Here is an 11,617-nt window from a genome sequence, read left to right on the forward strand (position 1 = left end):
CGCTCGCCCCCGCCTTTCCCATGCCCGCGATCTCCCCCTCACCTTCTCGCCTTACCTTTCGCGGGCCCGCTTCGTCGGACCGGTGAGACCTTATCGATCTACTGCCTTCCGGGCGGAACAGGGGACGTGGCATGGCCACCCAGGCACCGACAGCGCACGGCTTCTCGTTCCTGCGGATCACGATCGCTCTGCAGACGCTGACCGTCTTCCTCCAGGCGATCTCCGCCGGGCTCCTGCTGACCACCTCCTACGGCGAGATGCTGCACAGCGTGGGAGCCCGCGTGATGTACGGGGCGTCGATGCTGTACGTGCTCGCCGCGGTGCTGGCGTGGAAGCCGGGCGGCGGCTCGCCCCGGCCCATCGGGCACGCCCTCGGTTTCCTCGCCCTCGCCTCGGTCCAGGTGGCGGTCGGCATCGCGCATCTGCCCCCGGTCCATCTCCCCCTCGGCGTCCTGATGTTCGGGCTGAGCCTGCTGGCGCTGGTACGGCGCTGACGTCCGCGATGCAGTCACCCCGCACAGGTGGGTGCCGCCTACAGCTACCCTGCGTCCGGCAGACACCGACGCGAAGGGCTGGACCGACAGCATGGACGGGAACACCGACAACGGCCACCGGCACGTCGTCGCCGCCCTCGACGGCGTGAGCATGCGTCGCCACACCACCGGCCGGGCCATCCTCGACGCCGTCGACTGGACCGTCCGGGCCGGGGAGCACTGGGCGCTCCTCGGCCCCAACGGCGCGGGCAAGACCAGCGTTCTGCGTCTCGTCGGCGCGACCGCCTTCCCCACGACCGGCACGGTCGACGTCCTCGGTCACCGGCTCGGCCGGGTCGACGTGCGGGAACTGCGCGCCCGCATCGGCCATGTCTCCACCTCCCAGCGTGTCCCGGGAGATCTGACCGGCCACACCGTCGTCCTCACCGGTCACTCCGGTACGGTCCAGCCGCTGTGGAAGGCGTACGGCGACGAGGTACGCGAGCGGGCCGACGCGCTGCTCGCCGAACTCCAGATCAAGGACCTCGCCGACCGCGCGTACGGCGTCTGCTCGGGCGGCCAACGTGCCCGCATCCTCATCGCCCGCGCCCTGATGGCGGACCCGGCCCTGTTGCTGCTCGACGAACCGTTCAACGCACTCGACCTGCCCTCGCGCGAGGACCTCATCGACACCATGCGTCATCTCGCCGTGGCCCGGACCGAGTTGTCGACGGTGACCGTCACCCACCACCTGGAGGAACTCTCTCCGGCGATCGGTCACGCCCTCCTCCTGCGCGAGGGCCGCGTCCTCGCGCGCGGGGCGGTCGAGGACGTGCTGACCGAGGAGCGCATGACCTCCTGCTTCGGCCGTCCCATCGAGGTGACCCGGCATGCGGGCCGCTGGCTGGCCCGGTCGGGCGGCTTCGCGTAAGGGCCGGGGACTCAGGGCGCCAGGAGGGGCAGTCCGGCCGTACGCCACAGGTCACGGAAGCCGTCCTCCGTCCCGTGCACCCTTCCGGCCCGCGCTCCTGCCGGCTGCCGGGCCGCGTCCGCCTCCTCGTCTTCCTCAGCCGTACGCCAGACCTCTACGGTCGCCCCGCTACCGGCAGGGCCGCCGGGGCCGCCCGGGCCGTCGAGAGGGGCCCAGCCCGGTTCGCCGTGGGCGGCGAATCCGGCCCACGCACCTGCCATCCGCCGTGCGAGCTCCTTGTCGGCCGTGCCGGGCGGACCGCCGACGAGGAAGTGGACGCTCTCCTCGTCGAGGTTGCCGAAGGCGAACGGGATGTCCGCGCAGTGCCAGGCGCGGACGCGTCGGCCGGAACCGCCCCGGCGGCGGTCGAAGCGGGCGAGGTGGGCCCGACCGCCCGCCCGGGCGTGGGCCTCGGCGAGGCGGGTGCTGTATTCGGCGAACAGGAGGCCGGAGTAGAGGGTCAGGTAGACATCCAGGACCGATGCGTCCGGCACACGCTCGCGATGACCCTCGACGAGCGAGGCCGAAAGCCCGAAGTCGGCCGCGAAGATGCTCAGTTGCTCTTCCGTGGTGATCTTCGCGCTGCTGCCGACCGCGTCCAGGAGCCAGTACTCCTCCGTGGTGTGGCAGACCAGCAGCTCCACCGCGCCGCCCGCTCCGGCCGCCAGCGCTTCCAGCGGGTCGGCGGCGAGCAGGACGCCGTCGGCGACCGGGCCGTAGATCGCGGGGTCGTAATGGCGCTGCCCCGATCCGGGGTCCTGCCGGTAACGGTCCACGACCCGGTCGGAGGCAGTGACGAGGGTGTGCGGCGCGGCGGCGAGCAGTCCGGCGGCGGTGGCGGGGATTCCCGCGGCGGCGGCGACCTCGGCCGTGGTGCGGGCCGCCTGCTCGACGGAGGCGCAGGCGTTGACGGGGCTGTGCAGGATCGCGCGGCGGAACAGGCCGCGCGCCCGGTCCGCCACCGTCAGGCAGGCCGCCGATGTGGCACCGGAGGACTGCCCGGCCACCGTGACGCGGTCGGGCGAGCCGCCGAACGCGGCGATGTTGTCGCGTACCCATTCCAGGGCGGCGATCTGGTCGAGCAGTCCCCGGTTGTCGGGGAAGGGCGCGCCGCCGTCGGCGCCGGGGACGTGGCCGAACCCCTCGAAGCCGAGGCGGCTGTTGAGGGTGACGACGACGAGCCCCAGGGCGGCCAGTGCGGTGCCGTCGAAGTCGGGCTGGGCCGAGGACCCGAAGACGTACGCGCCGCCGTGGATCCAGACCAGCACGGGCAGGTCGCCGGGCCCGCCGACGGGCGTCCAGATGTTCAGCGTGAGGATGTCCTCGTCACCGGGTGACCAGACCGGCGCGCCCGGCAGTTCGGCCGACTGGGGGGCCACCGGTCCGAAGGCTGTGCAGTCGCGCACACCGTCCCAGGGTTCCGCGGGCTGCGGCGCCCGGAACCGGCGGGCGCCGAACGGCGGTGCCGCGTACGGGAGTCCGAGTACGGCGACGATGCCGCGGTCCCGCGCGGTGCGCCGTCCCCGTACCGTCCCGGAGTTCGTCGCGTAGACGTCCACGGCCCTGTTCCCCCGCTCCTGCCCCGTCCGCCGTTCGGCGCGGCCGGGGCATCATTCCAGGTCAGCGGCGGATCGCACCAACGGGTTGATCGCGGACTACGCGCCGATCAACTCGCGCACGGTCGCCATGTCGCTGAACGGCAGCAGCTCGCCCCGGACGCTCTGGTGCGGTTCGCTGCCCTTGCCCGCGATGAGCACGATGTCGTCCGGCCCCGCCTCCGCCAGCGCGGCGGCGATGGCCGGGCGGCGGTCGGTCAGCCGCTCGAACGGCGTCCCGGTCGGCGCGATGCCCTCCGCGATCTGGTCGAGGATGGCCTCGGGGTCCTCGTAACGGGGGTTGTCGGAGGTGAGAACGCACAGGTCCGAGTGGGTGCCCGCGATGGCGCCCATCTCGGCGCGCTTGGTGGTGTCGCGGTCGCCGCCACAGCCGAACACGGTGATGACCCGGCCCCGGGCGAAGCCCCGGATGGTGGTGAGGACCTTGTTGAGGGAGTCCGGCGAGTGGGCGTAGTCCACGATCACCGAGGTACCCCCGGGGATCTGGAGGCGCTCGAAGCGGCCGGGGATCTGCGGCATCCGCTCCAGCGCGTCCACCAGCCCGGCCAGACCGTGGCCCAGGAGGTGGCACGCGGCCACCGTGGCCAGCGCGTTGGAGACCGAGAACCGGCCCGGCGAAGGGATCGCGGCCGGATACTTGCGGCCGTCGTGGTGCAGGGTGAACCGGGTGCCCGAGGCGTCCACGGTGAGATCGCTCGCGCGGTAGTCCGCGTCGCCGTCCAGCGCGTACGTGGTCACCGCGCCGGGCATCAGCTTCCGGATCCCGGCACCCACGGGGTCGTCGGCGTTGACCACGGCGCGTCGGCACAGGCCCTGGAAGAGGCGGAGTTTGGCGTCCCGGTAGTTCTCCATGGTGCCGTGGTCGTCGAGGTGGTCCTGGGTCAGGTTGGTGAAGACGCCGACGTCGATGAACGTCCGGTCCAGGCGGTGCGTCAGCAGCCCCATCGACGTGGCCTCCAGGACGACGCTTCCGCACGCCCGGTCGCGCATGTGCCCCAACAGGTACTGGAGATCGGGCGATTCCGGAGTGCTGAGCACCGAGGGCGGCATCGGGATGACCTCGTCCCCGATCCGGCTGCCCGCGGTGCCGATCACTCCGACCCGGGCCCGCTCGGCGAGCCGCAGCACCGACTCGGTCATGTACGAGACGGATGTCTTGCCGTTGGTCCCGGTGATGGCGATCAGGTCCATCGCCCGGCCCGGTTCGCCGAAGTAGCGGGAGGCCACCACCGCCGCGGCCTTGCGGACGTCGGGGACGCGTACGGCGCACACGTCGCCCAGTGCCGCGGGCAGGGGCGGCGCCTGTTCGTCGACGAGTACGGCGACCGCGCCGCGTGCGACGGCCGGGGCGACGGCGTGCGGGCCGCCGGCGGCATGGCCGGGCACCGCGGCGAAGACGGAACCGGGGGTGACCCGGTCCGCGTCGAACGTCACGCCGGCGGTGACGTCCGTGCGGTCGGGGGTGCCCCGCAGCGCATGGTGGTCCTGGCCGGCCATGAGGTCGCTCAGCTTCACGATGATCCCTTCGAGTGCGGCGTCGGCCGGGTGGTGCGCCGTCGCCGGGAAGCGGCACGGGCGGGTGCGCCGTGGGCCGCGTGGTGCTGTGGAGCCGATCGTGGAACGCCGGATGCCGCTGCCGGGAACAGTCGCGAAGATCGCTAGCCGTGGCCGTGCAGCGCGGTACGGCCCGTTCCGGGCGCCGCGTCCGCGGGCGCCGGGGGCACGGCCGCGCGGGCGGCGAACGGGGGCAGCGCGGAGCAGGCCCGGTGCGGCCACTCACTCGGCTCGGCGCTGCGTCCCATGGGCCGAGTGTACGGGGGAGCGGAAGGGCCCCTAGAAACCGCCGCGTCGGCCGGGGCCCGTCCTGGTGGCACGGGAGGTCAGGGTGCGCCGTCGACGAGCCGGACCGTGCCGAGGATCTTCAGCACGGTCGGCTCGGGCACCTCGTCGTCGACGCCTCGGACACCGACGAACGTCCAGGAGAGGGTCTCCCCCGCGGGGTTCTCGAAGGCGAACGCGGTCGCCTTGCCGTCGTAGGCGCAGCGGCCCGTTCCGTCGACGCCGGTGGAGGTGGCCGTCGCCACGCTCCCGGTGATGCCGGACTTCGTGGTGAACGGCTTCGCGGCCCCGGTGGCGACCTTCTCCTTCGCAGGCTGGGCGTAGCTGCCGTAGACCCACAGGCGGGCGTTCTCCCGGGCCGCTTCGGCGGTGTCGCGGGCGTCGGGCTCGGCCCGGGAACCCACGGAGGCCAGGGGGGTGTCGTCCTGGGTGCCGTTGCCGTCGTCGTCGGACCGGCACCACTTCTCCTTGAGGATCGCCGGGGCGGCGAACCCGACGAGCGGGGTCTCCTCGGGGTCGCCGTTCTCCGCGACGTACGTCACCCATCCGGACGACTTGACGGCCCAGTCCACAGGCACGTCGAAGGCGATGCCGCGCTTGGGGTTGGTCACCGTCTTCCAGCCGGGCACGAGGGGCGCGGTGCCGTCCTCGGCTCCGCCCCGTGGCTCCCCGGGGACGCGGACGGCGAGACGCCGCCCGCTCCGGTGGATCCCGCTTCCGGCTTCCCGTCGTCCCCGTCGCCGCCGAGCACCAGGAATCCGGTGATCCCGGCGGCCTGCACGACGGTGGTGGCCGCGACGACCGCGATGAGCGAGCTACGGCGGCGGCCGCCCCCGGACGGGGGCGGCGACGGGGGCGCGCCGGGGTGCGCGTTCCAGGGCGCGCCGCCTCCGGCAGTGGGCGGCTGTCCCGCGTACGGCGGCCATGGGCCCTGCTGCTGGTGTTCGCCCCCGGGCGACTGCTGTCCGTACCCCATGGAGGGTCACCCGATGCCGGGCCGTTCGACGATTCGAACAGCCCGGCGTCCAAGAGTCTCCGTGCGCCGGGGAACGGGGCGCGACCTGCGTACGGACCGTTGCACGCCACCCGCGCGGGGCACCCGAATCCGATCTTCCCTTTGCGGCCGGAGCAGGACCGGAGTGGAATTGCGTACAGGGGACAGTGGTATTCGGTCCTCCCGGAGGCTCCCGGAGGAAAGGACGCGCCATGAGCGACACCGACTGGGGGGACGACGTCTACCAGCCTCAGGAACCCGAGGCTTCCGACCCCGCCGAGCAGCTCGGCGCGGAGGACACGCTCATGGACCCGTCCGGCACCGGTGACCCGCTGGACGAGGGCTACGCGCCCCCGGACCGCCCGTGGGTGGTCGAGGGGCTCGGCACCACGGCCAACGAGCGGCACACCGGCGAGTCCCTCGAAACCCGGCTGACCAGGGAGGTTCCCGAGCCCGACGGATCTCTCGGCGACGGCGTGGGCGATCTCGTGGGCGGTGACGGCGAGCCCTGGGACAACGAGGTGGGCGTGGCGCGCGCCGGGCGGTTGACCCAGCAGGCGGAAGGGACCGTCCCGGCGACCCTCACCGCCAGCGACGTGGGCATCGACGGGGCGGCGGCGTCGGCCGAGGAGGCCGCGATGCACGTGATCCCCGAGCCGGGGGACGACGACGCGCTCCTGGAGCCCTCGCCGGTGGCGGGCCATCCCGGAACCGATCCCGCCACCGGCGGCACGACCGCCTCGCCCTCGCCCTGAGCGGGCATCTGAAGAGCGCCCGCGCCTGAACACGGCTGTCCCCGCGCCCGTACTCCCCTGACCGAAGCAACGCACCCGAAGAGCGGCACGTACCGCACCCCAGGAGCACACAGATGAGCGGCACTGCTCAGATCGGCGTCACCGGACTCGCGGTCATGGGCCGCAACCTCGCCCGGAACTTCGCCCGCAACGGTTACACCGTCGCCCTGCACAACCGCACCACGGCCCGGACCGACGCCCTGGTCGAGGAGTTCGGCGACGAGGGCACGTTCATCGCCGCGCACACGCCCGAGGAGTTCGTGGCCGCGCTGGAGCGTCCCCGACGCCTGGTGATCATGGTGAAGGCAGGAGATCCCACCGACGCGGTGATCCAGGAGTTCGCGCCGCTGCTGGAGGAGGGCGACGTCATCATCGACGGCGGGAACGCCCACTTCGAGGACACCCGCCGGCGCGAGAAGGAGCTGCGCGAGCGCGGGATCCACTTCGTCGGGGTGGGGATCTCCGGCGGCGAGGAGGGCGCGCTGAACGGGCCCAGCATCATGCCGGGCGGTTCGGCGGAGTCGTACGCCTCGCTGGGCCCGATGCTGGCGAGGATCGCCGCGCAGGCGAAGGACGGCACGCCGTGCACCGCGCACATCGGTCCGGACGGCGCGGGTCACTTCGTGAAGATGGTCCACAACGGCATCGAGTACGCGGACATGCAGCTCATCGCCGAGGCGTACGACCTGCTGCGCGCCGTCGCCGGGTACTCCCCCGCGCAGATCGCCGACGTCTTCCGTACGTGGAACACCGGCCGCCTCGACTCGTACCTGATCGAGATCACGGCGGAGGTCCTCGCCCACACCGACGCGGCGACCGGGAAGCCGTTCGTCGACATCGTGCAGGACCGGGCCGAGCAGAAGGGCACCGGACGCTGGACCGTGCAGATCGCGCTCGACCTCGGCGTCCCGGTGTCGGGGATCGCCGAGGCGGTCTTCGCCCGGTCGCTGTCCGGCCACGCCGATCTGCGGGAGGCGGCGCACGGCCTGCCGGGGCCCACGCCCGAGCCGCTCGACGAGGCGGGGGCGGCGGCGTTCGCGGACCGGGTGGAGCAGGCCCTGTACGCCTCCAAGATCGTCTCGTACACGCAGGGCTTCCACCAGATCAGGGCGGGCAGCGAAGCCTACGACTGGGACATCGACCTCGGCTCCGTGGCGGCGATCTGGCGGGCGGGCTGCATCATCCGGGCGGCCTTCCTCGACCGTATCCGCGCCGCCTACGACAACCGGCCCGACCTGGTCAGCCTGCTCTCCGACAAGGAGTTCGGGCAGGAGATCGGCGCGGCGCAGGAGGACTGGCGGGCAGTGGTGGCCGAGGCCGTGCGCCAGGGCGTACCGACGCCGGGCTTCGCCGCCGCGCTCGCGTACTACGACGGGCTGCGCGCGGACCGGCTGCCCGCCGCGCTCACCCAGGGCCAGCGGGACTTCTTCGGGGCGCACACCTACCGGCGTACGGACCGGGAGGGTTCGTTCCACACGCTCTGGGGCGGCGACCGGTCCGAGGTCGGGGCGGGCTGACCCGGGCGGTCCCATCCGGGGCCGCATCCGGGGCCGGGGCCGGCTGACCCGGCCGGGCGCTCCGGACGTGCGGGCGGTGCGGCGGGCGGGGCGATTCGGGCTGACCCGGCCGGTCCACCCCGGGTGCAGGGGGCTGCGGGACGTGGCTTAGTGGCTGCGAGCCCTGTTCACCTTCGTACCGGAGTGCCGCCCATGCCCGACGCCGTCCCCGATCCCGTCTCCGTACAGCCCGTCGTGGCGCCGTTGACCAACGCGGCGCTGATCCTGGTCGGCACGATCGAGCCGGGCGGCGAGAGCGCGGTACGTGACGTGCTGCCGGATCTCGCGGCCGTGGCCCGGTCGCTCGGCTTCCGGTTCCCGGACGCCGATCTCGCCTGTGTGGCGGGTTTCGGCTCCAGCGCCTGGGACCGGCTGTTCGCCGGGCCGCGCCCGGCCCAGCTCCACCCGTTCCCGGAGCTGCGGGGGCCGCTGCACCACGCGCCGGCGACGCCTGGCGACGTGCTGCTGCACATCCGGGCCGAGCGGATGGACGTCTGTTACGCGTGGGCGGCCCAGTTGCTCGACAAGCTCGGCGGAGCCCTGCGGATCGTCGACGAGACGCACGGGTTCCGCTATCTCGACCACCGGGACCTGCTCGGCTTCGTGGACGGTACGGAGAACCCGGTCGGCGACGACGCCCGAGCGGCGGCGCTGGTCGGCGCCGAGGACGACCCGGACTTCGAGGGCGGCAGCTACGTCGTCGTACAGAAGTATCTGCACGACCTGACGGCCTGGAACGCGCTCACCGTCGAGGAGCAGGAACGCGTCATCGGCCGCACCAAGCTCGACGACATCGAGTTCCCGGAGGAGGACAAGCCCGCCGACTCCCACCTCGCGCTCAACACCATCACCGACCCGGACGGCACCGAGCGGGACATCCTGCGGGCGAACATGCCGTTCGGGAGCTTCGGGAAGGGTGAGTTCGGTACGTACTTCATCGGGTACGCAGCCGATCCCGACGTGACCGAGCGGATGCTCCGCAACATGTTCCTCGGCGATCCGCCCGGGACGCACGACCGCATCCTGGACTTCTCCACCGCGGTCACCGGCTCCCTCTTCTTCGCCCCCCGCGCCGACTTCCTGGACGACCCGCCGCCCCTGCCCTCCCTGACCGGCTCCGGGGACCGGCCGGAACCGGCACCCGACGTCATCCGGGAGGAGCCTGTCCCGGCTGACCCCGTTCGGCAGGAGCCGGTCCCGGCCGGTCCCGACCACGGTTCGCTGCGCATCGGCAGCCTGCAAGAAAGTGCCCAGTGATGAACAATCTGCACCGCGAACTCGCACCGGTCACCCCGTCCGCCTGGGCCGAGATCGAGGAGGAGGCCCGACGCACCTTCCGCCGCCATGTGGCCGGCCGCCGGGTCGTCGACGTGTCCGATCCGGACGGTCCGACGCTGGCCGCCGTGGGCGACGGCCATCTGCGCGACATCGATCCGCCCACCCCGGACGTGGTGGCGCGGGCCCGCACGTCGATGCCGGTCGTCGAGTGGCGGGTGCCGTTCACGGTGACCCGCCAGGCCGTGGACGACGTGGAGCGCGGCTCCGCCGACAGCGACTGGCAGCCCGTCAAGGACGCGGCCCGCACCTGTGCGTTCGCCGAGGACATGGCGATCATCGACGGGTACGGGGCGGCCGGGATCACCGGCCTGCGGGACGGCTCCTCGCACGAGCCGCTGCCGCTGCCCGCCGACGCGCGGGACTATCCGGTGGCGGTCAGCCAGGCCGTGACGCGGCTGCGGCTGGCCGGAGTCGACGGACCGTACCGGCTGCTGCTCGGCGCGGACGCGTTCACCGAGGCGGCGGAGACCTCGGACCACGGGTATCCGGTCAAGACCCACCTGAGCCGGCTGGTGGACGACGAGATCCTGTGGGCACCCGCGGTCAAGGGCGGTGTGCTGCTGTCCACCCGGGGCGGGGACTTCGAACTCTGCCTGGGCCAGGACCTGTCGATCGGCTACGCGGACCACGACGCCACCAGCATCCACCTCTACTTCCATCAGGCCTTCACCTTCCGGATGCTGACACCGGAGGCCGTGGTCGGCCTGATCGCATGACCCCGGGGGCAGCCATCAGGGACGCTGGCCGTATGACGCAGACGACTTCCGCACCCCACCACGAGGACGGCACGGCACCGCCCGCCGCCCGCTTCGACGCCGTCGTCGAAGCGGCCGTCCGGCAGGGGCTGCTGGGCGAGGGCGGCCCGGTGGCCGGGTTCATCGACACGGAGGGGGTACGCGCCTCCGTCCGTGCCCTGCACGACGCCTTCGCCGCAACCCCCGGAATGCTGCACACCTTCGCGGCCAAGGCCTGCTCCCTCATCCCGGTGCTGAGGCTGCTGGCCGACTGCGGCATGGGGTGCGAGGTGGCGAGCCCCGGGGAACTGCGCCTCGCCCTGGAGGCCGGGTTCCCCGCGTCCCGGATCGTCCTGGACTCCCCCGCCAAGACCCGTGAGGAGATCCGGCTGGCGCTCGCCCTGGGCGTGGCCGTCAACGCCGACAGCCTCGACGAACTGCGCCGCATCGACGCCCTGCGGAACCCGGGCACCGCCTCGGTACTCGGGCTGCGGGTCAATCCCCAGGTGGGCGGTGGCTCGATCGGGCCGATGAGCACGGCGACGGACACGTCGAAGTTCGGGGTGGCCCTGCGCGACCCGGGGGCCCGCGAGGCGGTCGTGGGGGCCTTCCGGGAGCGGCCGTGGCTGACCCGGCTGCACGCCCATGTGGGTTCCCAGGGCTGCCCGTTGGAGCTGATCGCGGCCGGGGTGGCCCGGACGTACGAACTGGCCGAGGAGATCAACGCCACGCTGGGGGTCCGGCAGATCACGAGCCTGGACATCGGCGGCGGGCTGCCCGTCAACTTCGCCGACGAGACCGTGCGCCCCACGTACGCGGAGTACGTGTCGGCCCTGACGGCGGCCGCTCCTGGCCTCTTCTCCGGGCGCTACGCCCTGGTCACGGAGTTCGGCCGGTCGCTGCTGGCGAAGAACGGGTTCATCGGGGCCCGGGTGGAGTACACGAAGGACGCCGGAGGCCGCCGGATCGCGCTCACCCACGCGGGAGCGCAGACCGCCACCCGTACCGTCCTGATGCCCGACGCCTGGCCGCTGCGGATCGGGGCGTTCGGCCCGGACGGCGCTCCGAAGGACGGCCCGGTGCTGGCGCAGGACATCGCGGGGCCGTGCTGCTTCGCGGGGGACGTGGTGGCGTACGGCGAGGAGCTGCCGGAGCTGGCCGAGGGCGATGTGGTGGTGCTGTACGACACGGGCGCGTACTACTTCTCCACCCCGTGGGCGTACAACAGCCTGCCCCGTCCGGCGGTGTACGGATTCCGGGTGGCGGCGTGGCGGGAGGGGGAAGCGCCGGGGCACGCGGGGAC

At 73.0% G+C, this 11,617-nt stretch carries 12 protein-coding genes; 7 read left to right on the top strand and 5 right to left on the bottom strand.

Annotated elements, in window-relative coordinates; genetic code table 11:
* The first annotated feature begins 131 nt into the window (after nucleotides 1-131).
* Nucleotides 132-494 carry a hypothetical protein gene (locus tag JS521_RS28545; protein WP_205085844.1) on the top strand — a complete coding sequence of 121 codons (363 nt, stop codon included), beginning with the start codon at nucleotides 132-134 and terminating at the stop codon, nucleotides 492-494.
* Nucleotides 495-585: 91 nt separating this feature from the next.
* Complete coding sequence (locus tag JS521_RS28550; RefSeq protein ID WP_205085852.1) at nucleotides 586-1,404, top strand: ABC transporter ATP-binding protein; 819 nt, start codon at nucleotides 586-588, stop codon at nucleotides 1,402-1,404.
* Between the two features lie 11 nt (nucleotides 1,405-1,415).
* Here JS521_RS28550 and JS521_RS28555 read toward each other — a convergent pair whose 3' ends face one another.
* The 5 genes from JS521_RS28555 to JS521_RS36925 all read right to left on the bottom strand — a co-directional run bounded on the left by JS521_RS28555 (nucleotide 1,416) and on the right by JS521_RS36925 (nucleotide 5,874).
* On the bottom strand, nucleotides 1,416-3,002 hold the full coding sequence (locus JS521_RS28555; protein WP_205085845.1) for a carboxylesterase/lipase family protein: 1,587 nt from the start codon (nucleotides 3,000-3,002) through the stop codon (nucleotides 1,416-1,418).
* 96 nt (nucleotides 3,003-3,098) lie between these two features.
* The gene (locus JS521_RS28560) at nucleotides 3,099-4,574 is read right to left on the bottom strand and encodes a UDP-N-acetylmuramoyl-L-alanyl-D-glutamate--2,6-diaminopimelate ligase (RefSeq protein ID WP_205085846.1); all 1,476 of its coding nucleotides are present in this window, start codon (nucleotides 4,572-4,574) and stop codon (nucleotides 3,099-3,101) included.
* A 143-nt stretch (nucleotides 4,575-4,717) separates the two neighbouring features.
* Entirely contained in the window at nucleotides 4,718-4,861 is a 144-nt protein-coding gene (locus JS521_RS28565) for a hypothetical protein (protein WP_205085847.1), read from the bottom strand.
* Nucleotides 4,862-4,939: 78 nt separating this feature from the next.
* The gene (locus tag JS521_RS36920) at nucleotides 4,940-5,527 is read right to left on the bottom strand and encodes a DUF8017 domain-containing protein (RefSeq protein WP_239487967.1); all 588 of its coding nucleotides are present in this window, start codon (nucleotides 5,525-5,527) and stop codon (nucleotides 4,940-4,942) included.
* Complete coding sequence (locus JS521_RS36925) at nucleotides 5,506-5,874, bottom strand: hypothetical protein (protein WP_239487968.1); 369 nt, start codon at nucleotides 5,872-5,874, stop codon at nucleotides 5,506-5,508. The genes JS521_RS36920 and JS521_RS36925 overlap by 22 nt, the downstream gene beginning before the upstream one ends.
* A 230-nt stretch (nucleotides 5,875-6,104) precedes the next feature.
* On the opposite strand from JS521_RS36925, the gene JS521_RS28575 reads away from it, so the two are divergent.
* From JS521_RS28575 to JS521_RS28595, 5 genes are all read left to right on the top strand, one after another.
* Nucleotides 6,105-6,647, top strand: a complete 543-nt coding sequence (locus JS521_RS28575; RefSeq protein ID WP_205085848.1) for a DUF5709 domain-containing protein — start codon at nucleotides 6,105-6,107, stop codon at nucleotides 6,645-6,647.
* 113 nt (nucleotides 6,648-6,760) lie between these two features.
* Nucleotides 6,761-8,203, top strand: a complete 1,443-nt coding sequence (gnd, locus tag JS521_RS28580; protein WP_205085849.1) for an NADP-dependent phosphogluconate dehydrogenase — start codon at nucleotides 6,761-6,763, stop codon at nucleotides 8,201-8,203.
* Nucleotides 8,204-8,395: 192 nt separating this feature from the next.
* On the top strand, nucleotides 8,396-9,499 hold the full coding sequence (locus JS521_RS28585; protein ID WP_205085850.1) for a Dyp-type peroxidase: 1,104 nt from the start codon (nucleotides 8,396-8,398) through the stop codon (nucleotides 9,497-9,499).
* Entirely contained in the window at nucleotides 9,499-10,296 is a 798-nt protein-coding gene (locus tag JS521_RS28590; protein WP_097887463.1) for a family 1 encapsulin nanocompartment shell protein, read from the top strand. The genes JS521_RS28585 and JS521_RS28590 overlap by 1 nt, the downstream gene beginning before the upstream one ends.
* 32 nt (nucleotides 10,297-10,328) lie before the next feature.
* Nucleotides 10,329-11,617: type III PLP-dependent enzyme domain-containing protein (locus JS521_RS28595; protein WP_205085851.1), on the top strand; the 1,289-nt coding region annotated here is incomplete at its 3' end.

It is taken from the genome of Streptomyces durocortorensis (genome assembly GCF_016901035.1).
Classification (GTDB): Bacteria; Actinomycetota; Actinomycetes; order Streptomycetales; family Streptomycetaceae; genus Streptomyces; species Streptomyces durocortorensis.

Excerpts from the sequence above, each read along its gene's own strand:
- JS521_RS28545 (WP_205085844.1), top strand. The coding sequence starts at position 132 with ATGGCCACCCAGGCACCGACAGCGCACGGCTTCTCGTTCCTGCGGATC.
- JS521_RS28550 (WP_205085852.1), top strand. The coding sequence starts at position 586 with ATGGACGGGAACACCGACAACGGCCACCGGCACGTCGTCGCCGCCCTC.
- JS521_RS28565 (WP_205085847.1), bottom strand. The coding sequence starts at position 4,861 with ATGGGACGCAGCGCCGAGCCGAGTGAGTGGCCGCACCGGGCCTGCTCC.
- JS521_RS36925 (WP_239487968.1), bottom strand. The coding sequence starts at position 5,874 with ATGGGGTACGGACAGCAGTCGCCCGGGGGCGAACACCAGCAGCAGGGC.
- JS521_RS28575 (WP_205085848.1), top strand. The coding sequence starts at position 6,105 with ATGAGCGACACCGACTGGGGGGACGACGTCTACCAGCCTCAGGAACCC.
- gnd (WP_205085849.1), top strand. The coding sequence starts at position 6,761 with ATGAGCGGCACTGCTCAGATCGGCGTCACCGGACTCGCGGTCATGGGC.
- JS521_RS28585 (WP_205085850.1), top strand. The coding sequence starts at position 8,396 with ATGCCCGACGCCGTCCCCGATCCCGTCTCCGTACAGCCCGTCGTGGCG.
- JS521_RS28590 (WP_097887463.1), top strand. The coding sequence starts at position 9,499 with ATGAACAATCTGCACCGCGAACTCGCACCGGTCACCCCGTCCGCCTGG.